The organism is Dyella sp. 01L423 (assembly GCF_056399945.1).
The window spans coordinates 320,662-344,033 of record NZ_JBFTSI010000001.1 but is presented as its reverse complement, the minus strand read 5'-3'; the positions used below and the strand labels follow the sequence as shown (position 1 = coordinate 344,033).

The 23,372-nt window shown below is 63.8% G+C and carries 19 protein-coding genes; all 19 read right to left on the bottom strand.

What is annotated here, in order from left to right; translation table 11 throughout:
- Positions 1–664: 664 nt before the first annotated feature.
- Positions 665–1,111 carry an NfeD family protein gene (locus AC1DMY_RS01480; protein WP_477163273.1) on the bottom strand — a complete coding sequence of 149 codons (447 nt, stop codon included), beginning with the start codon at positions 1,109–1,111 and terminating at the stop codon, positions 665–667.
- A 19-nt stretch (positions 1,112–1,130) separates the two neighbouring features.
- Complete coding sequence (locus AC1DMY_RS01475) at positions 1,131–2,084, bottom strand: SPFH domain-containing protein (RefSeq protein ID WP_046970504.1); 954 nt, start codon at positions 2,082–2,084, stop codon at positions 1,131–1,133.
- 68 nt (positions 2,085–2,152) lie between these two features.
- The gene (locus tag AC1DMY_RS01470; protein ID WP_477163272.1) at positions 2,153–3,535 is read right to left on the bottom strand and encodes a sensor histidine kinase; all 1,383 of its coding nucleotides are present in this window, start codon (positions 3,533–3,535) and stop codon (positions 2,153–2,155) included.
- A 28-nt stretch (positions 3,536–3,563) separates the two neighbouring features.
- The gene (locus AC1DMY_RS01465) at positions 3,564–3,881 is read right to left on the bottom strand and encodes a hypothetical protein (protein ID WP_477163271.1); all 318 of its coding nucleotides are present in this window, start codon (positions 3,879–3,881) and stop codon (positions 3,564–3,566) included.
- Positions 3,882–4,049: 168 nt separating this feature from the next.
- Positions 4,050–5,387 (bottom strand): sigma-54-dependent transcriptional regulator, encoded by a 1,338-nt coding sequence (locus AC1DMY_RS01460; protein WP_441602478.1) that lies wholly within the window; start codon positions 5,385–5,387, stop codon positions 4,050–4,052.
- Positions 5,388–5,577: 190 nt separating this feature from the next.
- The gene (locus tag AC1DMY_RS01455; RefSeq protein WP_477163270.1) at positions 5,578–7,383 is read right to left on the bottom strand and encodes a DUF885 domain-containing protein; all 1,806 of its coding nucleotides are present in this window, start codon (positions 7,381–7,383) and stop codon (positions 5,578–5,580) included.
- Positions 7,384–7,464: 81 nt separating this feature from the next.
- On the bottom strand, positions 7,465–8,715 hold the full coding sequence (locus AC1DMY_RS01450) for an ABC transporter permease (RefSeq protein WP_477163269.1): 1,251 nt from the start codon (positions 8,713–8,715) through the stop codon (positions 7,465–7,467).
- An 11-nt stretch (positions 8,716–8,726) separates the two neighbouring features.
- Entirely contained in the window at positions 8,727–10,061 is a 1,335-nt protein-coding gene (locus tag AC1DMY_RS01445; RefSeq protein ID WP_477163268.1) for an ABC transporter permease, read from the bottom strand.
- A gap of 109 nt (positions 10,062–10,170) precedes the next feature.
- A complete protein-coding gene (locus AC1DMY_RS01440) occupies positions 10,171–11,382 on the bottom strand; it encodes an ABC transporter permease (protein ID WP_477163267.1) in 1,212 nt (403 codons plus the stop codon).
- A gap of 8 nt (positions 11,383–11,390) precedes the next feature.
- Entirely contained in the window at positions 11,391–12,713 is a 1,323-nt protein-coding gene (locus AC1DMY_RS01435; RefSeq protein ID WP_477163266.1) for an ABC transporter permease, read from the bottom strand.
- A 19-nt stretch (positions 12,714–12,732) separates the two neighbouring features.
- Positions 12,733–13,956 carry an ABC transporter permease gene (locus AC1DMY_RS01430; protein WP_477163265.1) on the bottom strand — a complete coding sequence of 408 codons (1,224 nt, stop codon included), beginning with the start codon at positions 13,954–13,956 and terminating at the stop codon, positions 12,733–12,735.
- Between the two features lie 2 nt (positions 13,957–13,958).
- Positions 13,959–15,263: an ABC transporter permease gene (locus tag AC1DMY_RS01425; protein ID WP_477163264.1), complete on the bottom strand. Its 1,305-nt coding sequence runs from the start codon at positions 15,261–15,263 to the stop codon at positions 13,959–13,961.
- A gap of 32 nt (positions 15,264–15,295) precedes the next feature.
- Positions 15,296–16,525, bottom strand: coding sequence for an ABC transporter permease (locus AC1DMY_RS01420; RefSeq protein ID WP_477163263.1), 1,230 nt, complete (start codon positions 16,523–16,525; stop codon positions 15,296–15,298).
- 14 nt (positions 16,526–16,539) lie between these two features.
- Positions 16,540–17,853 carry an ABC transporter permease gene (locus tag AC1DMY_RS01415; protein WP_477163262.1) on the bottom strand — a complete coding sequence of 438 codons (1,314 nt, stop codon included), beginning with the start codon at positions 17,851–17,853 and terminating at the stop codon, positions 16,540–16,542.
- 68 nt (positions 17,854–17,921) lie between these two features.
- Positions 17,922–19,154: an ABC transporter permease gene (locus AC1DMY_RS01410; protein WP_477163261.1), complete on the bottom strand. Its 1,233-nt coding sequence runs from the start codon at positions 19,152–19,154 to the stop codon at positions 17,922–17,924.
- 10 nt (positions 19,155–19,164) lie between these two features.
- Positions 19,165–20,478, bottom strand: a complete 1,314-nt coding sequence (locus tag AC1DMY_RS01405; protein ID WP_477163260.1) for an ABC transporter permease — start codon at positions 20,476–20,478, stop codon at positions 19,165–19,167.
- A gap of 63 nt (positions 20,479–20,541) precedes the next feature.
- Positions 20,542–21,264 carry an ABC transporter ATP-binding protein gene (locus tag AC1DMY_RS01400; RefSeq protein WP_046970517.1) on the bottom strand — a complete coding sequence of 241 codons (723 nt, stop codon included), beginning with the start codon at positions 21,262–21,264 and terminating at the stop codon, positions 20,542–20,544.
- 22 nt (positions 21,265–21,286) lie between these two features.
- Positions 21,287–22,558 (bottom strand): efflux RND transporter periplasmic adaptor subunit, encoded by a 1,272-nt coding sequence (locus AC1DMY_RS01395; RefSeq protein WP_477163259.1) that lies wholly within the window; start codon positions 22,556–22,558, stop codon positions 21,287–21,289.
- A 188-nt stretch (positions 22,559–22,746) separates the two neighbouring features.
- Positions 22,747–23,331: a hypothetical protein gene (locus AC1DMY_RS01390; RefSeq protein WP_477163258.1), complete on the bottom strand. Its 585-nt coding sequence runs from the start codon at positions 23,329–23,331 to the stop codon at positions 22,747–22,749.
- Positions 23,332–23,372: the final 41 nt, after the last annotated feature.

Genomic DNA, 23,372 nt, shown 5'->3' with positions numbered 1-23,372 from the left:
CGGAGCGGTACACCCCAGCGCTGCGGTCGCGCACAAGTGCGCTCCTACAAGGGGGACGCGGGCCCGTGGATGCTGGATCAAAGTCGCCGCTCGGTTATTTGTGGGAGCGCACCCTGTGCGCGACCAACCTACGGAGCGGTACACCCAGGCGTGGCTGTCGCGCACAGGGTGCGCTCCCACAGACAAGCGCCAGGTGCGGTAGCAAATTCGAAAGGAGTGGGCAAAAGCCGATGCGCAGCGAAGCTCCGCTTTAAGTCCTCAGCGCCATCGCGCGTTGAGAAGCGCTTGGAGGTACCCGCTGTGTAGCGGCGGAGGTTGCCAAGCAATGACACACCTCGAGCGTTCGGGCTTATCCCAACGTAATGCTGCGAGCTCTTCAGGCCATTCTCTTTGGGTTACTTTTCTCTTACTCCGGGCATCCTGCCCTCCGCCCTTCGGGCCGGCTTTGCCGTTCGCATGCGCTCCTGCGCATGCGTGGGCCAGCAAGAGAAAAGTGACTCGAGCGGCGGCAGCCGGTCGAAACGGCCGCCGCGTAGGCGGCACGCTGGCGGTAACGCGACAATCGAAGCGCAAAGTCACCGGATCCCGGCCTGCGCCGGGATGACGAGTAAGGCGAGCCTGCGTTGGGATGCCGCCCGGAAAAAACCGCCAAACCCTCTACAAACTATTCCGCCACCTTCACCAACAACGTCGTCCCATCCACCCCAACCACCTCCACCATCGCGCCCGCCGGCAGATCCGGCCCACTCACCAGCCACATGCCGTCGCCCACCTTCGCCTTGCCTCGCCCATGCACAATCGGCTCCACCAGCACATAGCGCTGTCCGATCTTCTGTTCGCCGCGGCGATTGAGTAGCGCATCGCCGGGCTCATCGCGCATCAGGCGGGGACGCAAGCCATACCAATAGACCGCGCAAGACAGAAACGCGAGCACCACGAACACCACCGCCTGCGCCAGCATCGACAAGTCGGGCGCCACCAGCACCACCACGCCGGTGATGCCTGCGGCAATGCCGATCCACAACATGAAATAGCCCGGCAGGATCACCTCGATGGCGATCAGCACCAGCGCAAGAATCCACCACAGGTAGTGAAGGGCAATCTGTTCCATCGTCGTCGCGTCCCTGGTCTCAGCTGATCGATGGCGGTGTGCGGCGGACCGTGGTACTGGCCTGCTGCTGGCTGAGCGAATCCTTGGCGAGCTCGGCAATACCTGCCAGCGAACCGAGGATGCCGGTCGACTCCATCGGCAGCAGCAGCATCTTCTGATTGGGCGAGTTGGCCATTTCCTTCAGCGCTTCAACGTACTTGGTGGCGACGAAGTAGTTCAGCGCGTTGACGTTGCCGTTGGCGATCGCCTCCGACACCATCGCCGTCGCTTTCGCTTCGGCCTCGGCCGAACGTTCGCGTGCCTCCGCAGCGCGGAAGGCGGCTTCCTTCTCGCCTTCGGCGGCCAGAATCACCGACTGCTTTTCACCTTCGGCCTTGAGGATGGCCGCCTGACGGAAGCCTTCCGCATCGAGAATATTGGCGCGCTTCTCACGCTCGGCCTTCATCTGGCGGGCCATCGAATCGACCAGGTCGCGCGGCGGCGCAATGTCCTTGATCTCGATGCGGTTGACCTTGACGCCCCACGGATGGGTGGCTTCGTCGACCACCTTCAGCAGCTTGGCATTGATGGCGTCGCGCTGGCTGAGCGATTCGTCCAGGTCCATCGAACCGAGCACGGTGCGGATATTGGTCATGATCAGGGCGAGCGCGGCCTGCTCCAGATTGGCCACTTCATAGGCGGCCTTGGACGCATCCAGCACCTGGTAGAACACCACGCCGTCCACGCGCACTACGGCGTTGTCCTTGGTGATGACGTCCTGCGAAGGAACATCGAGCACCTGCTCCATCATGTTCATCTTGCGCCCGATGTTGTAAATGAAGGGCGCCAGGAAATGCAGGCCGGGGGAAAGTGTCCGCGTGTAGCGGCCGAAGCGCTCCACCGTCCATTCGTAACCCTGCGGCACGATGCGCACCAGTTTGGCGAGCACGATGACCGCGACCACGATGATCACTAAAGCAAACAGCTGTCCCATTGCCACATCTCCGTTCCATGAAGGTTGCCCCCGAGTATAGGCGAGCGCGGAGAGAAGCGATCAGGGACTCAGCGCGCCCCCAGCGGCAGGAGCAGGCTGACTCGCAGGCCGCCCTCCTCCCGGTTGGCCAGCGCGATGCGGCCGCCATGGGCTTCCGCGATCTCGCGCGCCAGGGCCAGGCCCAGGCCCGTGCCTGAGCGCTTGGTCGAATAAAACGGTAGCAGCGCCTGGGCCAGCACGGTTTCGCTCATGCCGGGACCGCGGTCGGCCACTTCGATGCGCACGTCGCGACCGATGACTCCGAGCGACAGCGAAACCTCGTCATCAGCACTGCCGGACTCGTGCGCGTTCTTGACCAGGTTGATCAGCACCTGCTCGATCTGCGCGGCGTCGAACCAGCCGGCCTGTTCGGGAACCGAACCCCGCAGCTGGAACTTGCAGTGCAGCGACAGACCATCGAGGAACGGCTTCCAGTCGATCGCCACCGGCTGCGGCGCGGGCAGCTTGGCGAAGCTGGCATAGCCGGCGATAAATCCATGCAGATGGCGCGCGCGCTCGCCGATGGTGGCAAACACGCCCGGCAGGCGTGCGGTGTCGCCGCGACGCGCCAGTTCCGCGCCCGAATGCGCCAGCGAGGAAATCGGCGCCAGCGAATTATTGAGCTCATGGCTGATCACGCGTATCACGCGCTTCCACGTCGCTACTTCCTGGCGGGACAACTCGCGCGTCATGCGGCGAAACAGTTGCAGGCGATGCGGCCTGCCATGCAGGCGGAAGCTGCGTTGCGAGAGATGGAAGGTTTCTTCGCCGCCATCCATTTCGACCGTGAGCAACGCATCCTCACCGCCCTCCACCGCACGCCGCAGCCCTTCGGGGCTGTCGCTGATCAGCTCGGCGAAACTCAGGCCATGCAGCGTGCGGCCCTCATTGAACAGATGGCGCGCGGCAATATTGGCGTAGGTGACGCGGTTGCTCGCGTCCGTAAGCACCAGCGCCACCGGCGTGTTCTGCACCACGGTATCGAGCAGCAATTCACGCTGGGCCAGGTTCTGCCGCTGCTCGCGCAAGGTCTGGCCCAGCGCGTTGTGCATGCGGATGAGTTCGCCCAGTTCGTCGCGACGCGTGGCGGCGATGGAAAAGCTGAAGTCGCCGTCGCGGTAACTGGCCACGGCGCCTTCGAGCGCGCGCAGCAGCTTGGTGATCGGCGACATCACGCGGTGGCCCAGCCACAACGACAGCGGCAGCAGGAACGCGAGCGAGACGACGAGGCCGCCATAGAAGCCAAAGCGCGCCGGTGCGCCCAGGTCGATGCCCAGATCGTGCCGCATCCACACCAGGATCTGCGGCAGCGGCCATTGGGTGACGCCGGCATAGATGAGTGCACCCGCCAGGCCAGCAAAGCCCAGCAGCATCACCATGCGCGACTCGAGCGAACGCAAGCCCAGCCGCATTAAAGGTCTCCTCCGTGAGAGATCGGCATCAGTGGCATCCCGCACCGGGTCCCATGGGTACGCAGTTTACGTTCGGCCCGTGACCGTTGTTGATGATCACGCGGATCGGCGACTGATCGGGCGGCGCCTTGTCCTTGGCGGGGTTGGCGCTGAAGTTGAAGCGTTGCGCATCGTTGGTCGCGCTGCTCAAGGTGTCGCGATAGCCGTCTGCCACGGTACTCGCCGGGGCAGGCGGCATCGTGGGTAGCGTGAGATTGGGGGTTTTGGAGGGCGCGCTGCCCTGCGCCCAGGCCCCGGGGTACAGGCAGCACAAGCCGATGATGAGTAGCAGGGTGCGGTGTCGCATGGCGGACTCCTTCTGCACGGTCAACATCATCCTCGGGCTTTGGAGCGTGGGCAATCGCCGAGCGGTCTTGCACCTGTGGGAGCGCACCCTGTGCGCGACAGCTTTTCGCGACCCCCTGTCGCGCACAGGGTGCGCTCCCACCGGTGTTTGCTGCCGCTCCTACCGGGATCACGCCTGGGCCAGGCCGTAGCGTTCCATGCGGCGATACAAAGCCTGCCGCGACAGGCCCAGCGTCTGGGCCGCGCGGCTGACGACGCCGCCAGCTTTGTCCAGCGCGGCCTCGACCGACTCGCGGCTGGGTTCATCCAGATTCCGCGCTCCCGCCACGGCGATCTGCGGCAGATTGAGCTGTTCGGGGGTGATGCGGCCATCGCTCACCAGCAGGGCGGCGCGCTCGATGGAGTTCTTCAATTCGCGCACGTTGCCCGGCCACGGATAGCTCAGCATCGAATCGCGCGCGGCATCGGTCAGTTCGGCGCGGCCGCCGAGGAAGAATTCGGCCAGCGGCAGGATGTCATCGACGCGATCAGCCAGCGGCGGCAGGTTCACTTCGATCACGTTGAGGCGGTAATACAAATCTTCGCGGAACGTGCCCGCGCGGATCATCGCCTTGAGATCGGCATTGGTGGCGCTCAGGACGCGCACCTTCACCTGGCGCGTGCGGCCTGAGCCCAGGCGCTCGAACTGGCCGGTTTCCAGTACGCGCAGCAGTTTTACTTGTCCGGACAACGACAGGTTGCCGATTTCGTCGAGGAAGAGCGTGCCGCCGTCGGCCATTTCAAAGCGCCCTTCGCGCGCCTTGTTGGCGCCGGTGTAAGCGCCGGCTTCCGCGCCGAATAATTCCGCTTCGATCAATTCACCCGGCAGTGCACCGCAGTTCACGGCGATGAACTGGCCGCGCTTGACCGCCGAATTCGCGTGCACGATCGCAGCGATGCGTTCCTTGCCGGCGCCGTTGGGGCCGGTGATCAACACAGGCACGTCCGAACGTGCCACCTGGCAGGCCAGGTCGAGCGTGCGCGCCATGGCTTCGGAGGCGAACACGATGCCGTCGAGGTCGTAGCGGCGCTGCAGGTCTTCACGGCGCTTGCGGCGCTCGTTGCGCGCGCGGGTGACTTCACGGGTCGATTCGGAAAGCTCCAGCAGGTTTTCCACCGTGGCGAGCAGCTTGGCGTCGTCCCACGGCTTGGCGAGATAGTCCGCCGCCCCGGCCTTGACCAGCTCCACCGCCGTTTCCAGATGGGTCCAGGCGGTGAGCAGGATCACCGGCATGTCCGTATGGCGCTGGCGCAGCTCGCGGAACAGCGCGATGCCCTCCTCGCCCGAGGTGGTGTCGGCGGTGAAATTCATGTCCTGGATCACCACGTCTACCCGCTCGGTCTCGAGCATGGCCAGGCCTTGCTCCGGCGTGAGCGCGATCAGCGGGCGGATCTCATGCAGGGAGAGCGCCAAGGACAGCGCCTCACCCACGGCCGGGTTGTCGTCGATGATCAGTACGGTTCGCATTCGTCGCTTGCACATGTAGACGTGGATGCATCTCCACGCCAAAAGGTTGACACGTCCGGTCGAATTCGTCGCCGGTGATCCCCTAAATTAACCGTCATCCCAGCGAAAGCTGGGATCCAGTGCCTGCCCAAGGCCTTGAAGGCGCTGGATTCCAGCTTTCGCTGGAATGACGGTCCTGAACTTTCAGTGCTTAGTTGTTGGCCGGATGCACCGGCGCCTTGCCCGCCTTCACCGCGGCGATCCAGGCATCCGTACGCGATTCCAGCACGTCCAGCGGCAGCGCGCCGCCGCCCAGCACTTCGTCGTGGAACGAGCGGATGTCGAACTTGTCGCCCAGCTCCTTCTTGGCGCGCGCACGCAGCTCGAGGATCTTCAGCTGGCCCATCTTGTACGCCAGCGCCTGACCCGGCCAGGTGATGTAGCGGTCGGTCTCGGCCTGCACATCCGGCTCATCCTCGCTGGAATGGGCATGGAAGAAGTCGACCATCTGCTGGCGCGACCAGTGCTTGTAATGCACGCCCGTATCGAGCACGAGACGGTCGGCGCGCAGCAGTTCATCGGACAGATGACCGTAGTAGGAGAGCGGATCCTTGTAGAAACCCACTTCCTTGCCGAGCTGCTCGGCATACAGCGCCCAGCCTTCGATATAGGCGGTATAGCCCGCCTGCTGGCGGAACGGCGGCAGCTTGGGCAGGGTCTGCGCGATCGAGATCTGCATGTGATGGCCCGGGATGCCTTCGTGATAGGCGGTCGACTCGATGCTCAGCACGCTGCGGTTCTGGTAGTCGCCGGTGTTGACGAAGATCTGGCCCGGACGCGAACCATCCGGCGTGCCCTGGTGATATTCAGCCGCGGCAGCTTCCTTCTCGCGGAAGGCTTCCACCGGCACCACTTCCACCTTGGTCTTGGGCAGCAGGCCGAACAGCTTGGGCAGTTCCGGCTGCATGCCGGCGAGATAACCGCGATAGCGGTTGAGGATGTCCTCACGCGAGGTCGCATGCACCTTCGGGTTGGTCTTGAGCGATTCGCGGAAGCTCGGCAGGTCCTTGAAGCCCTGCTGCTTGGCGATCTCGGTCATCTCGCCTTCGATGCGCTTCACTTCGGACAGGCCGATTTCGTGGATGCGCTCCGGGCTTTCCTTGGTGGTGGTCATCTGCTCCACCTGGAACGCATAGATGGCCGCGCCGTTGGGCAGCTGCCACACGCCCGGCTCGCTGCGGCCATGCGGGGCGTAATCGTTCTTCACGAACGCGCCGAGCTTCTGGTAGGCCGGACGCACCTGCTGGTCGATGGCGGCGAGGATGGCGTCGTGCAGGCGCTTCTGGTCAGCGGCAGAGACCGACTTGGGGAAGTGCTTCAGCGGCTCGGCAAACACGCTGTCCATGCCGGCCGGCTTGCCGATGCTGTCGATCTGGGTGACGACTTTTTCGAGCAGGTATTTCGGCGGCATCATGCCGTCTTTCAGGCCCTGCTGCGCCACCGCGGTGACCTGGTCGAACAGGGCCGGCACGGCCTTCAGGCGCGCGAGGTAGTCGTCGTATTCCTTGGTGTTGTCGAACGGGATGGAGCTGATGAAGCCGGCGAGCTGCAGGTGCGCGCCGCTCATCTGGTCCAGCGGCATCTCGTCGAGCTTCAGCTGATGCGACTTGAGCGCATCCTGCAGCTGGCGAACCATCAGCTGCTGGTTGAGCTTGTCATCGGCGGAGAAGCCGGTGGTGTCGATCGCCTGGAAGCGCTTGAGGAAATCCTGGGCCTTGGCCACTTCGGCCTGCTGGTGCGCCAGCGAGGCGTCGGTCCAGCGGTCGTTGTAGCGCAGATCGCCGAGGATGGTGGCGAACTCCGGCGAGTTCTCCAGATTGTGCTGCCACTGCTCGGCCAGCAGATCGTTCAACGCCTTTTCGCGCGTGGAGACATCCGCCGTGGCGGCCTGCACTGAGGCGGCACAGGCCGCAGACAGTGCCAGGCTGACCAGGAGCATGCGTGGTCCAATCTTCATGGGTACATCCTCGGGTTGAGATAAGGCCTATTCTGCACACCGCGCGCCTGGCTGCCCGTGCCGAACTGCACGGCCACTCGTTCAGATTGCCCGCGTGGCCACCACCGGGGGCACCTCGGCCGCCCGCCTGGCGGGTGCCAGCACGGCCAATTGGCCCAGCAGCAGCACCACCGCACCGCCGATGGGGAGGTAATTCCAGGGCAGATGCGGCAGTTCGTAGTAGTGCATCAGCAGCCCATTGGCCACATAAGCCAGCGCCATGCCGACCAGCACGCCAGCGCCGGCGATCAGCAGGTTCTCCAGCATGAAATAGCGCAGCACCTGCGAACGTCGCGCGCCCAGCGCACGCTGGATGCCGATCTGGCGCGTGCGGCGCTGCACCCAGAAGCCGGTGAGGCCCATGATGCCGATGGCGGTGACGACGATCACGGCGGCGGTGACGCCCGCGAAAAGCCATAGCGCGGCGCGAGCGCTCTTCAAGGCGTCACTGCGGCGCTCGGCATAGGTGCCGATGCGCACGAAGGATTCCCCGCCCATCAGGGGGCCAAACTCACGCTTGATAGTGTCGCCTATGCCACGCATGGCCACCTCGCGCATGGCCGGATCGATCCGAACCGCGTAACTGAGGATGGCCGTATCGCCGACGCGCAGGGCCGCCAGTATGGTGTTGTCGGCGCGCCCATCTGTTGCCAGATCGACCTGGTTGCGCATCAGGTGGCGCACCACGCCCACCACCCGATAACCCGGGTCACTGGGATCATCGGGCACAGCCAGCAGCTTGCCCACCGCAGACCCACCCTTGAACAACTGCCGTTCAAGCGACTGCGTGATGATGATCGACTGGGCTGATTTGGCCGTGGGCACGCCATTGGAGCCCTGGCTGACGCCAATGTCACCGTACTCGCCGGGCAGGAAGTCGCGACCCTCGACCAACTCGAGACCCAGTGTCTTGACCAGGCCGTCGCCGAAATAGCCGTTCACACCAACGGACACACCTGCCGGCGATTTGAGCGCGTAATCGACCGTCACCTGGCCGATCATGGGCAGGCCCAACGCACTCGACGCCGAACGAACTCCTGGGAGATGGCTCAGTGCCAGTTGTCCTTCGCGCGCCTCGGCAGCGGTCCATGGCCGTACGTGTGAGGCGATCTGATCGACCAGCACGAGTTCGTCCTCGGCAAGACCGCTGGGAGCGACCATCGGCTGCACGCGTTGCCAGACGAGGAACAGGACATTGCACAGAATGGCGCATGCCAACGCCACCTGCAGCAAGACGAGCGCAGGCATCAGCGCATGGCGTCGCAAAACCTTGAGCATGATCCGAAGTGACATCGCGCCTCCCCTTATGCGCTCTTGACCTGCAGGCCCGGCTCGACGCGTGAGGCACGCCAGGCGGGCAACCACCCCGTAAGCACACCAACGCCCAGCGAAAGCAGCAACAGTGCCCCGAACATCGCCGGGTCCAATCGGGCCAGATCGGTGAATCCGCTGTCCTGCAGGCGCAAAGTCCACAGCCCGAACAAAGTCAGCGGAAGCGCCAGCAGGCCACCGACCAGACAGATCAATGCAGCCTCGAAAACGTGCTGCTGGAAGATCGCAAGCCGCGGCGCACCCAACGCACGACGAATGCCGATTTCCGCGCCACGACGCAGGAAGCGCGCCGCGAGCAGGCCGGCGACATTGGCCATGCATAGGAGCAAGAACGATCCCGCCAGCCACGCGTTCAAGCGGGCGTTGTCCGGCACCACGTTCTGCCGGCTCAGCCAAGCGCCCACTCCAGTGAGATCGGAGCGTGCGGGCTTGCCGTAACCTGCCAGTGATTTCTGCTCTTCGGCGTAGTGCTGAAGATAAGAACGGAAATCATCGACCTGGGCTTTGGAGGTGAGATCCACCCAATAGCTCAAGGTGGCGCAATGCGCGACGTCGGTGCCAAAGAGCGTGGTTTTTTTTGCGGGCGCGTCTTCGTCGCAACCATCGTTGCCGGTCAGTTCGCCGCCGGCATCAAGCAGTGAAGATACAGGAACGAAAGCTCGGTCCCGCCGCGTGCCACTGAATGCGAATGCCGATAAATCGTAGAAATGCGGCTGAGGCGCGAAAACAGCGCTTACACCGATAATGCGGAACACGCCCTTCCCGATGTTCAGCTCACGGCCCAGAACGTCGACCGTCCCGTAGATCGATTGCGCAAGCTCGCTGTCGACCACGACAACGCGTGCGCGCTGGTCGTCCTCGCCAGCCGTCCAGCTGCGCCCGCTGCGCAGCGCAATGCCAAACATTGGAATCGCCTCGCTGGTCGTGGCCATGACGTAGTCATGTTTGCTGCGCGCATTGTGCCCGCTGCCGGTCATCTCCACGGAGGTGCTGGCCATGGCGGCCTGCCAGCGGGCTCGATGGTCGTGCAACAGCTCTTTCGCATCGTCCAGTTTGATCCGGTGGTTCGCGTTGATCGCCACGCCGTTGAGCGATGTGGTTTGGCCCGCCTTCGCCCTCACCGTATCCACCCACGCCAGATACAGATGGCCACTGCGCCCAGGCAACGGGTCGGCCGTGAGCTGATGCAGCAAGGCCAGGGTCGTCATGGTGGCGGCCAGCCCCATCGCCACCGTGAGCACGGCGAGTATCGTGCTGCGTGGAAATCGCTTGAGTCCGTGCCACGCCAACATCAGGTTGTAACGCATCCGTTGCTTCCCTGTTGCCTGATTTACCCGTTGAACGCAGCGCTCTTGGCGCGCTGCTCCCCTGTGACATCAACCGGCGCGGCGCCGGCCATGCCGCCCCTGCACGACATCACACCGATCGCGTCGCCACCATCGGCGGTACCTGCGACGCCCGCAATGCCGGCGCCAGCACCGACAACTGCCCGAGCCCCCACAATACCAACGCACCCATGGGCAAGTAGTACACCGGCAGGCGCGGCACTTCGTAGAATTTCATCAACACCAGATTGAGTGCGAAGGTCAGCACCATGCCGATGGCGATGCCCACCGTCACGATCAGGAAATTCTCCGCCTGGAAGTAATGCAGGATGTCGCCGCGGGTGGCCCCGATGGCGCGCCGTATGCCGATCTGTTTGCGCCGCTGCTGTACCCAGAAACTGGCCAGGCCTACGATGCCCAGCGCGGTTACCAGCAACAACGCCACGATGACGCCGGCCAGCGTGCCGACCATGATTCTTGTCTGCCGGAAAAATTCCGAGCGCAGCTCAGGCACCGTACGGCTTTGCTGCAAATCGAGCACCCCCTCCGGGGCAGCTTTCTGCGCCGCATCGCGAGCGTCGCGCAGCACGCGCGGAAGATCGGCAGGATTCGCGCGCACGGCGTAAACGCCGTTGAGCGGCCCACCGGGTATCACCGGCACGAACACGGACCACTCGCCCGCACTGTCGCCGTGGCCGCCGCCCGGGTCGGGGGGCGTCAGGTGCGCCATCACGCCGATCACGCGGAAGTGGATCTTGTCCGACCAAAACTCCTTGCCCAGCGGATCCTGTCCCGGCCACAGCCGCTCGGCGAAGGCGCGCGTGACCCACACCGAGGGGTTCTGTGGCAGCCACAGTTCGGACGTCTGAAAATCCTCAGCCTGGAAAGCGCGTCCCGCCACCAGCTGCAGCCCCAGCGTCTCCACGGCGCCAGGACCTCCCGTGTAGAAATGCGGCACGGCGATGAAATGTTCGCGATCCAGGCTGATACCGGCGTAGTTGGCGGGTTGCGCGAACGGCACGGCATTGACCACCGCGACCGACTGGACGCCGGGCACGGCGCGCAAGGCGGTTGTCACCCTGGCATTGAGGTCGGCGCCCTTGCATCCGTCGCAACCGAGATTGATCACCGCCAGCGAAGATTCGGTCACACCGCTCTCGATATGCAGCGCACGCAACTGTCCCACGATGAGAAAGCAGGCGTTGCACAACACCGCGCAGGCGAGCGCGATTTCCAGCGCGATAAGCGCCGTGGCGAGACGGTGACGGCGCAAGGACGAAAGAATGGGAGCGAATTGCGTCATGGCGTGCCTCACAGGGACTTCAGTTGCCATGCCGGCACCACGCGGCACGCACGCACTGCCGGAAGCGCGCCGGCCAGCAGGCTGGCGCCAATCGCGGCGACAAAGGTGAGCAGGAACATCGGCACATCCAGGCGTGCCATATCCGCATAAGCCACTGGTTGCTGCCGGATAAACCAGAGCCCCGCCATGGTCAGCAACCAGCCGCATACCCCGCCGATCAAGCCGATCAGACCCGACTCCACCATGTACTGCGCGAACACCGCGGAACGACTGGCGCCCAATGCGCGGCGCAGACCGATTTCACCACTTCGGCGCAGGAACTTGGCCAATAGCAGACCCACCATGTTGACCAGGCAAATCGTCAGGAAGGCCATCGCCAGCCAGGCTTGCAGGCGCACATTGCTGGGAAGCACACCGTTGAAATCCAGCCAACCCATCAGGCTGCGCAGGCGCGTGTTGCCCGCATGCGTAAATCGACCGATCGCCTGCTGCTGTGCCGCGTAGTCAGCCACGAAGCGTCGATAAGCGGCGACATGGGTGGCATCGTTGATTTGTACCCACAACGCGACCCATGCGCAGGGGGAATCCTGCAGATGTCCCGGATGGGGAGGCATTTGCCAGCAGGTGAACTGTTGGAAATTGCCGTCGTTGACGTCCAACCCGGTGAAGAACGGCGTGATCACATCTTCCGGCTTGGCGTAGAAGTCGCTGGTATCGCCCGCGGCGAAACGGCCGCCGTGTACGGCGTAGAACCTTGGCGACGGCCGCCATGGCTTGAGCACACCAACGATGCGCACATCGCTGTTGCGCAGGCGCAGGAAGCGCCCCACGCTGTTTTCGCCGGCGAACAGCTTCTGGTTGAGGTCGTCGGTAATCACGGCCACCCGCGCACGCGCGGCGTCATCCTGTTTGCTCCAGGGTCCGCCGTAGCGGAACGGCACATTGAACATGCTGAAGAAGTCCGCCGTAGCCGAGAGCATCGGCAGCATCACGGCGGGCTTACCGGCATCCGCCGTATTCAGTCGTACCGTGCTTTGCACGAGCAGCGCCTGCCGATCGGCTCGCCGTGCGCTCCACAGATCAAGCGCCGAGCGGTAGTCCAACATGTCGAGCGGTTCACTGCTGTCTTTGTTCGTCGGGTAGGGGTCCACCTGCGGATAAAAGATCGCCTGGCTGCGTCCCGGCAACGGATCGCCGGACAGCAGGTGAACGACCGTGAGCGTCGTCATGCTCGCGCCGATACCCACCGCGATGGCCAGCACCATCAGTGCGGTAAGTACCTTGTTGCGGCCAAGGCTGCGCAGCGCCAGATCGAAGTAATAACCGAACATTCCCTTGTCCCTCCCTGACTCAGACCGAACGCGTGGCAACCACCGGTGGCACCGCTGCTGCACGCATCGCCGGCCCCAGCACGGCCAGCTGCCCGATCGTCCACAGCAGCAAGGCGCCCACCGGGAAATAGATCGCCGGCAGTCGCGGCAGCTCGTAGTGCACCATCAAGAGCAGGTTGATGCCGTAGGCCAGCACCATGCCCACGCCAATGCCAATGGTGGCGAGCAGGAAGTTCTCGGTCTGGAAGTAATGCAGGATATTCCTGCGCGTGGCACCCAGCGCACGCCGCACGCCAATCTGCCGACGGCGCTGCGCCACCCAGAAACTGCCCAGGCCGACGATGCCCAGTGCAGTCACCACCAGCAACGCCGTACACACGGCCACCAGCAGTCCCGTCATCGCACGATCGTTCTGGAAGAAATCCTCGCGCATGTTCGACACCAGGTGCTGCTTGAGCACGATGCGATGCGGATTGATCTCCTTGAGCTTGGCCACCGCCGCCTTCAGCACTCGCTCGCGGTTCTTCGGATCATCCACCCGCACGATGTACTCGTTGTTCGCCACGCGTATCGGCAAAACCATCGAGTAGCTAGCCGCCGAATCGTCCCAGATCGACGGCCGGATCAGCTCCTTCACGACGCCCACCACGGTAAATGCGTAGTCGGACATGTAGACCTGTTTGCCCAGCGCCGACTGTCCCGGCCACAGGCGATTGGCCATCTTCTGCGTGATCACCGTGACGTGCGGAATGCCCTTGGCATCCTTTGCCGCCGCCGCGCTGACCACTTGGTCCATATCCATATAGTCATCGGCGTGCAGCTCACGACCCGCAATCAGTTGGGTGCCCAGCGTCTGGGTCACGTTCTCGCCGAAATAGTCGGTGGCATTGAGCGTTGCGAGGCGCTGCTTGGGATCGAGCTTGATGCTGCCGTTGGACGATGAATTGCCGAACGGCACCTGGTTGACCGAGGCCACCGACACCACGCCCGGCACCTGCTGCAGCGCGGCCAGGTCTTCCGCGCGGCGCGCTTTGTCGTCCTTGGTCACGCCGATGTTGGTGAGTGCGATATGCAGCAAGTGCTGCTCATCCACACCGCTCTGCATGTGGATGCGCTCGATGCGCTGGTTGATGATGAACACCGCGTTGCAAACGATGGCGCAAGTCAACGCGATTTCCACGATCACCAGGAAGGCGGTGGTCTTGTGGCGGCGCAGTGTGGAGAGAATCGGAAGAATGTCCATGGTCACTGGCTCTTCAGTTGCAGTGCGGGAGTGATCTGGCAGGCGCGCCAGGCCGGCAGCAGGCCGGCCAGCAAGGTGGCGCCAACCGCCAGCAGGAAGGTCACCAACAACATGCCCATGCTCATATGCGCGAGTGCCGCATAGCTGGACGGCTGCTTGCGCACCAGCCACAGGCCGAAGAAGGCCAGCAGCAGGCCGACCATGCCGCCGGCAAGGCCGATGACGCCAGACTCGATCAGCAGCTGTGCAAATACCTCGCGCTTCGATGCGCCCAGCGCGCGGCGTACACCGAGCTCGCCGGACTTGCGCAGGAACTTCGCCAACATCAGGCCCACCGTGTTGACCAGGCACACCAGCAAGAAGCCCAGCGCCAGCCAGGTCTGCAGGCGCACATCGCCTGGCACGACCTTGTTGATGTCCAGCCATTCCATCAGGCTGGGAAGCTGCGCATTCGGCGGGCGCTGGAAACGACCAAGCGTTTTCTGCTCCTGCGAGTAATGCACCAGATAGTCGCGATAGGCGGCGACCTTGTCCGTACCGTTGATCTGCACCCAGAACTGCAGCCACACGCACGGCGATGTCTCGGCGTGCTCGTCGTCGCCGCCGCCGGTACCCCAGCAATCGGTGGAACCGCTGTGTCCGAAGTGGACGTCGCGTGCCGTGGTCAGCGGCACGAAGACGTCTTCCACCGAGCCGTAGCTTTCCATGTTCAAGTCGTAGAAGCGCGGTGTCGGGCGCCAGGTGTCGAGGACACCCACCACCTGGAACGCGCTGTCCTTCATGCGCAGCGTCTGGCCGACGCTGTTCTTGCCGCCAAACAGCTTCTCATTGAGTGTGCGGCTGATCACCACCACGCGCGCCTTGGCGTTGTCTTCGGATTCGCTCCAAGGGCGACCGTAGAGAAACGGCAACTTGAACATCGGAAAGAAGTCGCTGCTGGTATATCGCGCGTCGCTAAAAAATGGATCGATGTTGGCCTGCGCCGGCTGCACCGGCACTGCGCCGCCCGTCATCAAGGCCTGGCGGTCGGCGCGCTTGGCGTGCAGCAGGTTCATGCCGTCGACCCAAGTCACCTGTTCCGGCGGGCGCTTGCCTTCCTCATAGCCGTCCATATCGCGTGGGTCGACCTGCGGGTAGAACAAGGTGGCGCTGGTGCCGGGCAAAGGATCGCCCGACAGCACGTGCAACACCGTGAGCGTAGTCATGCTCGCCCCGATGCCCAGGGCGATGGCCACCACCATCAGCGCGGTGAGGATCTTGTTGCGCCTGAGGCTGCGTAGCGCCAGGTCAAGGTAATAGCCGAACATGTGGTTTCCTCTCCTCAGCACTATCCACGCGATCACACCGATCGCGTGGCCTCCACCGGCGGCACGCGCGACGCACGAAGCGCCGGCGCCAGTACCGCACCCTGCCCCAGCAACAACAGCATCGCCACGCCTGCCATCAGATACACCATCGACAGGTGATGCATCTCAAAGCGCGTGACCATCCACAAATTGATCGCAATCGCGAGCACCGCCCCGAACAACACGCCGCCCACGCTGATCAGCAGGTTCTCGGTCATGAAGTAATTGAGTATGTCGCGCCGGGTCGCGCCCAATGCGCGCCGCACGCCGATCTGCTTGCGGCGCTGGCCCACCCAGAAACTGGTAAGGCCCACGATGCCGGCCGCGGTCACCGCGAGCAGCACCGCGCAGATCACACCCATCAGGATGGCCATGCCGCGATCGCTCTCGTAGGCGCGCGAGCGCACTTCGCTGAAAGGAAGCACACCGTCGTCCTCGTTGATCACGCGGCGCGGGTTGTGCGCGAACAGCGCTTTTATCGCTGCGGGCATGGCTGTATCGAGCTGCCCCGGCCGGGTACGCACGATGTAGAACGCACCCAGCGACACATTCAATCGCTCCGGAATGATCACCGAGCGATAGGCAAATTCGGAGGCCCAATGCTCCACGCTTTGCGCCTGCAGCAGTTCCACTTCGCCCACCACCGTCGCCGGACCGCCGATCAGGTAGATCGTCTTGCCCACCGCGGTGTCGCCCGGGAAGAGTTTTTCAGCCAGTGCCTTGGTGATGATGACCACCGGCGGCGCGAGCTTGTAACGCAGGTCCATGTGCCCAATTTCCTCAGCCCGGAAGTTGCGTCCGGCGATGAGTTTGAGGTCGAGCGTATCGATGAAGTTCTCGTCGGCGAAATAGATGGTGGCGCCGGACGTGTCCTGGATCTGGTCGGGTTTGAGCCTGATGGCGTCATCCCAGCCGTCGCCGCGCAACGGATAGGAATTGCTCGGCGTCACGTTTTGCACGCCCGGCACCTGGCGCAGCACTTGCAGGTCCTCGCGCATCTGCGCGTCGGCCTGGTCAGGACCGGGCGCACCCACCCACTCGCTCTTGATCACGAACGTGTTGGCTTCATCAATGCCGCTCGGCTCGGACAGATGCGCCACGCGCTGCTGGATGATGAATAGCGCATTGCACACGATGGCAAGCGTCAGCGCGATCTGCGCAGCGATCAGGAAGGTACCGGCCTTGTGGCGGCGCAACGCGGAGAGTATCGGTTTGATCTGCATGGCTCGTCTCCCCCTCAGTTGGACTTGAGCTGCCAGGCCGGCTGCACTTGCGCCGCCCGCCAGGTGGGATAGAACGCCGCAACCACGGTCGCCGTGATGGCCACCAGCAAGGTCAACAGCATCAGCGATGCGTCCAGGTGCGCAAGCCGCGCGATCTGCGGCTCGAACACCATGCCCAGGCCAAGCATCCCGATCGCGGTGAACAAGAGGCCAAGCGCACCGCCTGCCAGTCCAACCATGGCCGCCTCGGCCAGGAACTGGCGGTAGATGTCGCCGCGCGACGCACCCAGTGCACGGCGCACGCCGATCTCGGGGGCGCGGCGCATGAATTTAGCAAGCAGCAAACCAATCGTGTTGACCAGGCAGATCAGCAAGAAGCCGAACGCCAGCGTCATCGAGATGCGGCTTTCCGGCGGCACGGCATGCTGGTAGTCCAACCACTCGCGCACATTGCGCAGCCGGTTGTTCGGAGCCCAATTGAAGCGCCCCGCCTCACGCTGCTGACGCGCGTAGCCGTCCAGGAATTGTCGATAGGCCCGCACCTGCTCGGCATTGTTCAACTCGACCCAGGGATTGATCCAAACGCATTCGCCTTGCAACCAGCTATCCCAGGTATCCCCGCGCTTGCCGTCGCTGCCGCAATTGTTGTTGCCGCGCGTGTCGATGTGCTGTGCGATGGCATAGGTAAAGGGGATATAGATCTGTGCCGGATCGGCATAGGCGTTGCCGCTGAAGGTGTCGAAGAAGCGCGGCTTGGGATCCCACTTGTTGGTGACGCCGACGATGCGGTACTGCTTGTCGTCAAGCACCAGCCGCTGACCCACGCTGTTGCTGCCGCCGAACAGCTTCTGGTTGAGGTCGCGGCTGATCACGATGACTGGGTCGCGCGCCTCGTCCTCCGCATCGCTCCAGGCGCTGCCATACAGGAACGGCACGTCGAACATGCTGAAGAAGTCGCCATACGTGGCATAGCCTGGCGCCTTGAACGGCATCCGCTGCGGATCATCCGGCATCACCGAAAGACCCACCGGGTACAGCATGGTCTGGCGCACCGCCTTGTGCGCCCGCATCAAGGCCACGGCGTCCACATAGTTGAGCGCCGAGGGCGGCTCGCCACGGCGGTTGTATTGCGGTCCACGGTTGTCGATCAGCGGCACGAACAATTGCGGCGACTTCTGCGGGATCGGATCGCCCGATACCGCACGGAACACGGCAAAGGTGACCATCGACGCCGCCACGCCAAAACCGATCGACATGATCATCAATGTCGTCAGCAAGACGTTGCGCCGAAGGCTTGCCGCGCCCAGTCGCAAGTTGTGTACAAACATGCCGCTCATCGTTACCTCATGTTTCCCAACAGGTCTTGCGATCGTTGTCTTGCCTCACCACGCGCCGGTCAGACCGAGCGCGTGGCTTCCACCGGCGACACCCGCGAAGCGCGCATGGCCGGCGCCAGCGTGGCACCCTGCCCCAGCAGCAACAGAGTCACCACGCCCACCAACACATAGACCACCGACAACCGCGCCATCTCGAACTGCGTCACCAGCCACAGGTTCATGCCGACCGCGAGCAAGGCGCCAATCAGGACGCCGGCAATACCGATCAGCAGGTTCTCGGTGAGGAAGTAGCTGAGAATGTCGTGCTTGGTCGCGCCCAGTGCGCGCCGCACGCCAATCTGCTTGCGTCGCTGGCCGACCCAGAAGCTGGTCAGGCCGACGATGCCCGCCGCCGTGATGCCCAACAGCACCAGGCACACCACGCCCATCAGGATGGCCATGCCGCGGTCGCCCTTGTATGCGTACTCGCGCACCTGGGCGAAGCTGCGGACGCCGCGCTCTGACGGAATCACGCGCATGCGGTTGGCTTTCACCAGCGCTGCCGGCGCGGCCTTCAGCACATCGGCCAGCTGGCCGGGCTTGGTGCGGATCAGGTAGTTGGTGAACGCACTGGTGAGCTGCACCGGCTGGATCAGCGAGTTCTCGTAGAACGAATCGGACCACGTGCCATTCCACGGCACCTGCAGGCGCTCAACGATGCCTACGATGGTGCTGGGCGACTTGGAGTCGCCGATGTAGATGGTCTTGCCCAGCGCCGAACCTTCCGGATACATCTTGTCGGCCAACGCCTTGCTCACGATGATCACGGCCGGATCGGGTATGGCCTGCGGATCGGCTTCCACGATTTCGTCCGGACGGAAGTTGCGCCCCGCGATCAGTTTGAGCGCCATCGTGGGTAAGGCGTGCTCGTCACCAAAATACTGCGTGGTGTGCGCCTTGGAATTCTTGGCATCCGGATCGGTGCGCACACCGGTGGACCAGCCACCGCCGCGCAGCGGATAGGAGTTCAGGGCCACGGCGTCCTGCACGCCTGGAAGCTGGCGCAGCGCGACCAGATCCGACTTGACCAGAGGACCCGCCTTGGTTTCCTCGGTGCCGACGAACCGCGTCTGGATGGCCATCAGGTCGCTTTCCACCATGCCGGTGGGACGCTGCACGCGATCCAGTCGCTGGTGGATGATGAAGATCGCATTGCAGACGATCGCCAGGGTCAGGGCGATCTGCATGGCGATGAGAACCGTGCCTGCCTTGTGACGCTTGAGCGCGGCGAGTATGGGCTTGATCTGCAGCATGGTCGTCGCCTCAGTTGGATTTCAGCTGCCACGCCGGCTGCACCTGCGCAGCACGCCACGTGGGATAAAAGGCCGCCAGCACGGTCGCCAGAATTGCCAGCAGCATGGTGAGCAGCACCAGCGATCCGTCGAGCGTGGCTAGCTTGGCGATGTCCGGTTCAAACACCAGCGAGATACCCATCACGCCCAGACCCGTAAGCACCAGGCCAACCACACCACCGGCCAGGCCGATCGCGGCTGCCTCGATCAGGAATTGCAGGTAAATCTCCTTGCGCGTAGCGCCCAGCGCACGGCGCACGCCGATTTCCGACGAACGCTTCATGAACTTGGCGAGCAGCAAGCCAACCGTGTTCACCAGGCAGATCAGCAGGAAGCCCAGCGACACCAGCAGCGAGACCTTGGCCTCCTGCGGCACCACCTTTTGGTATTCGAGCCATTCCGTCACATTGCGCAGGCGCGTATTGGGTGCCCAATGGAAGCGGCCTGAACGCTGCTGTTCGGCGGCATAACCATTGAGGTACTGGCGATAGGCATCCGCCTGCGCCGTCGTCGGCAGTTCTGCCCAATAGCCCAGCCACACGCACTCGGACTTGATCCACGCATCCCAACCCTTGCCCGGGTCCTTGCTGCAGTTATTGTTGCCGTTGGTCGTCGTCTGTACTTCCACGGCACGCGTGAAGGGAATGAACACCTCGATCGGGTCATCGAAGCCATTGGTGTTGATCACGTCGTAGAACACCGGCTCGGGGTTCCACTTGGCCGCCACGCCGACGATGCGGTAATCGCGGCCATTGAGGTTGATGTTCTTGCCTACGCTGTTGCCGCCGTTGAACAGCTTTTCATTGAGTTCCTTGCCGATCACGGCCACCGCCGCATGCGACGCGTCTTCGTCGGCAGTCCAGCCATGGCCATAGAGGAAGGGAATGTCGAACATCGGGAACGCGTCGGCATACCAGGCGTAGCTTGTTTCGCGAAACGGCAGCATGGACGGGTCCGCCGGCACAATCGACACCGCCGCGGGGAACAAGGCCGTCTGCCGCGTCGCCCGCTTGTCGCGCATCAGGTTGATGGCGTCGGTATAGGTGATCGCGTTGGGCGGCTCGCCCTTGTTGTCCTGCTGCGCCTCCGGCCCCCAGTTGTCGATCTGCGGCACGTACAGCTGCGAGGACTTCTGCGGGATGGGGTTGTTGGAGGTCGCGCGGAACACCGAGTAGGTGGTCATCGACGCAGCCACGCCGCAACCGATCGCCAACACCATCAGCAGGGTCAACAGCGGGTTTTTGCGGAGGCTGCGCAAGCCAAGCTGGAGGTAGTAGGCGAACATGGTCGTCCTTTACGGGGCTTCAAACCGCCTCCTGCCGAAGCAGGAGGCATCGGCGGCCGGTTATCAGGCCGGAGCGTTGTTGCGGGCGGCGTGCACGGCGTGGTGGAAGCGCGGATCTTCCGCCAGGTCGACCACCTGACCGTCGATGATGTGCACATTGCGCTGCGCGCGGGCGGCCAGTTCCGGATCGTGCGTCACCATCACGATGGTGGCGCCTTCGCGATGGATCTCTTCCAGCAGCTCCATCACGCCACGCGCCATCTGCGTATCGAGGTTGCCGGTCGGTTCGTCCGCCAGCAGCAGGCGCGGCGAACCGGCGAGCGCACGCGCAATAGCCACACGTTGCTGCTGACCGCCGGAGAGTTCGGCCGGATAGTGCTTGGCACGCGAGGCCAGGCCCACGCGCTCGAGCGCATCCATGATGCGCTCCTTGCGTTCGGCCGCCTTCATGCCGCGATAGCGCAACGGCACTTCCACGTTGTCGAACACGTTGAGGTCGGGGATCAGGTTGAACGCCTGGAAGATGAAACCGATCTTCTCGTTGCGGATGCGCGAGCGCTCGTTGTCGTTGAGGTTGCTCACTTCAACGCCGTCGAGGTGGTACTGGCCACCGGTGAAGGTTTCCAGCAAACCGGCAATAGTGAGGAAGGTGGTCTTGCCCGAACCGGACGGACCGGTCACGGCGACGAACTCGCCTTCGTTCACGTTGATGTTGAAGTCGCGCAGCGCATAGGTCTCCACCACTTCGGTGCGGTAGACCTTGGACAGATGAGTCATCTTGAGCATGGTGTTGTCCTTCGAGTGGTGGTTAGTTGGAGATGGCGACGCGCTGGGCGCCCTTGAAGCTGTCGGTACCGGAGATCACGATGTTGTCGCCTTCCTTCAGGCCATCGAGGATTTCCACTTTGTCGATGCTGCTGGCACCCACGCGGATCGGATGCTTTTCCGCCACGCCGTCGCGCACGAGGTAGGCATAGCTGCCACCCGATTCGTCGACGAAGGAGCCGCGCTGCACGGTGAGCACGTTGTCGCGCTTGTCCAGCAGGATGCGCACGGACAGGCGCTGGTTCTGGCGCAGCTGCTTGGGCGTCTGGCCGTCGAAGCGCAGGCGGGCGGCGACTTCGCCGTTCACGACTTCCGGCGAAATGGCGCTGACCAGGCCCTTCCAGGTGACGCCGTTGCCGCTGATCTCGCCGGTCATGCCGATGCCCAGATCACGCGCGAAGCTTTCCGGCACCTTCATTTCCACTTCGAGCGCGGAGAGGTCGATCACGCTGACCAACTGGGCATCCTTGGCCACCGTGGCACGCTCAGCGATGAACAGCTGGCCGACCTGGCCGTCCACCGGCGACTTCACGTTGAGATCTTCCACCTGGCGCTGCAGGTCTTTCACCATCAGCAGCTGGCGATCGTGCGCGAGCTTCTTGGACTGGATGTCGAAGTTGAGACTGTCGGTATTGGTGGCCAGATCGGTCTTGGCGTGCGCCAGCGTGATGTTCGCCTTCTGCAGCGCGTCCTTGGACTTGTCCACGTCCATGCTGGGCACGGCGCCGAGGGTGAACGCCTTCTGGTAACGCGCCAGGTCGCGCTGCGCGCCCTGATCGTCGATGTTGGCGTTGTCGTACGCCTTCTGCAGTTCGCCGCGCGTCTTGCGCGCGTCGATCTGGGCACGCAGGTAATCGACCTGCATGGCGTCGGCGGCGCTCATTTCCTGCGCAAGCTTGTTGGTCAGTTCCGGGCTGTCGATGACGGCCAGTATCTGGCCCTTCTTCACCGCGTCGCCGGCATGCACCTTGAGCGTGACCGCGCCGCCGTAGGTGGCATAAAGCGTCGGGCTGACGGCTGCCACCACCTTGCCTTCGGCCGCGATGTCGCGCACGAACGGACCGCGCTCCACCGTGGCAAACGCCAGGCGCGAGCTGCTGACCGAGGCGTCGGCCGAGAACAGGCGGCCAATGCGCGGACCGAACAAGGCCAGCAAGGCCAGCACGGCAACGCCGATGCCGATCAGCACCATGCGGCGCTTGGGATTGGATTTGACCTCGACCAGTCGGTCTTGTGCGGAGGTATCGCGAATCATCGATGGGTCCCTGGCCGCTGACAATGCGGCCCCTGACCCTAGTCAGCAATCCGCGTGCCAAGTCCAAAGCGTCGATTTATTCGCTATTTTTCAGTGAGTTGAAATCGCGACGCCGGCGCGGACAGCTGTCCGCGGACACCTGCACGGACAGGCGGACAAGCGTCCGCGGACGTGCTGGCGCCACCCGACTAGTCGAACGCCGGCGCCAGCGACACCGCTGCCGCCCTCGCCACGTCGCGGGCAATGCCCCGACCCAGCGAGGAAAGTTGCCCCAGCGGCAACGTGTCGAGTACGTCCAGCGACGCGATCCGCGTGGTGTGGAAGCACAGCAATTCCGCCATCGCCGCCTTGCAAGCCACTTCGCCGGGACATACCGGTACAGCCGGCAGCGGTGTGCCGCCGGCGAGCAAGGCATCCCACGCGAGGTAGTCGGTATCCGGCAGCAAGTGCAGGCGGGCGCAGAACGCGCCGGACGCGTCGAAGCAGTCGATCCATTCGCGCGGGCCGTCGGCGCCGATCATGCTTGATGCGCGCAGTTCTTCCGTCTGCAGCAGCGGCGCCAGATCCTGCCGCGTCACCAGCCAGCCCGGGGCGAGCTCGCGCGCAGGGCGCGAGGAGGCGCAAGCCGGCAGATACAGCACGCCACCCAGCAACGGCAGGCGTGCAGCGAGCGTCGTGCCATCGATCCGAACCGAGCTGCGGCTGATGGTCCATGCCGCCGTGTCAGCACCGGAACGGACCGTAGCGAAGGCATGTGCAAGCCAGCCAAACATCGTCAGTACTCCTTGGCAGGAAGCGACCTGGCTGGCGTTCG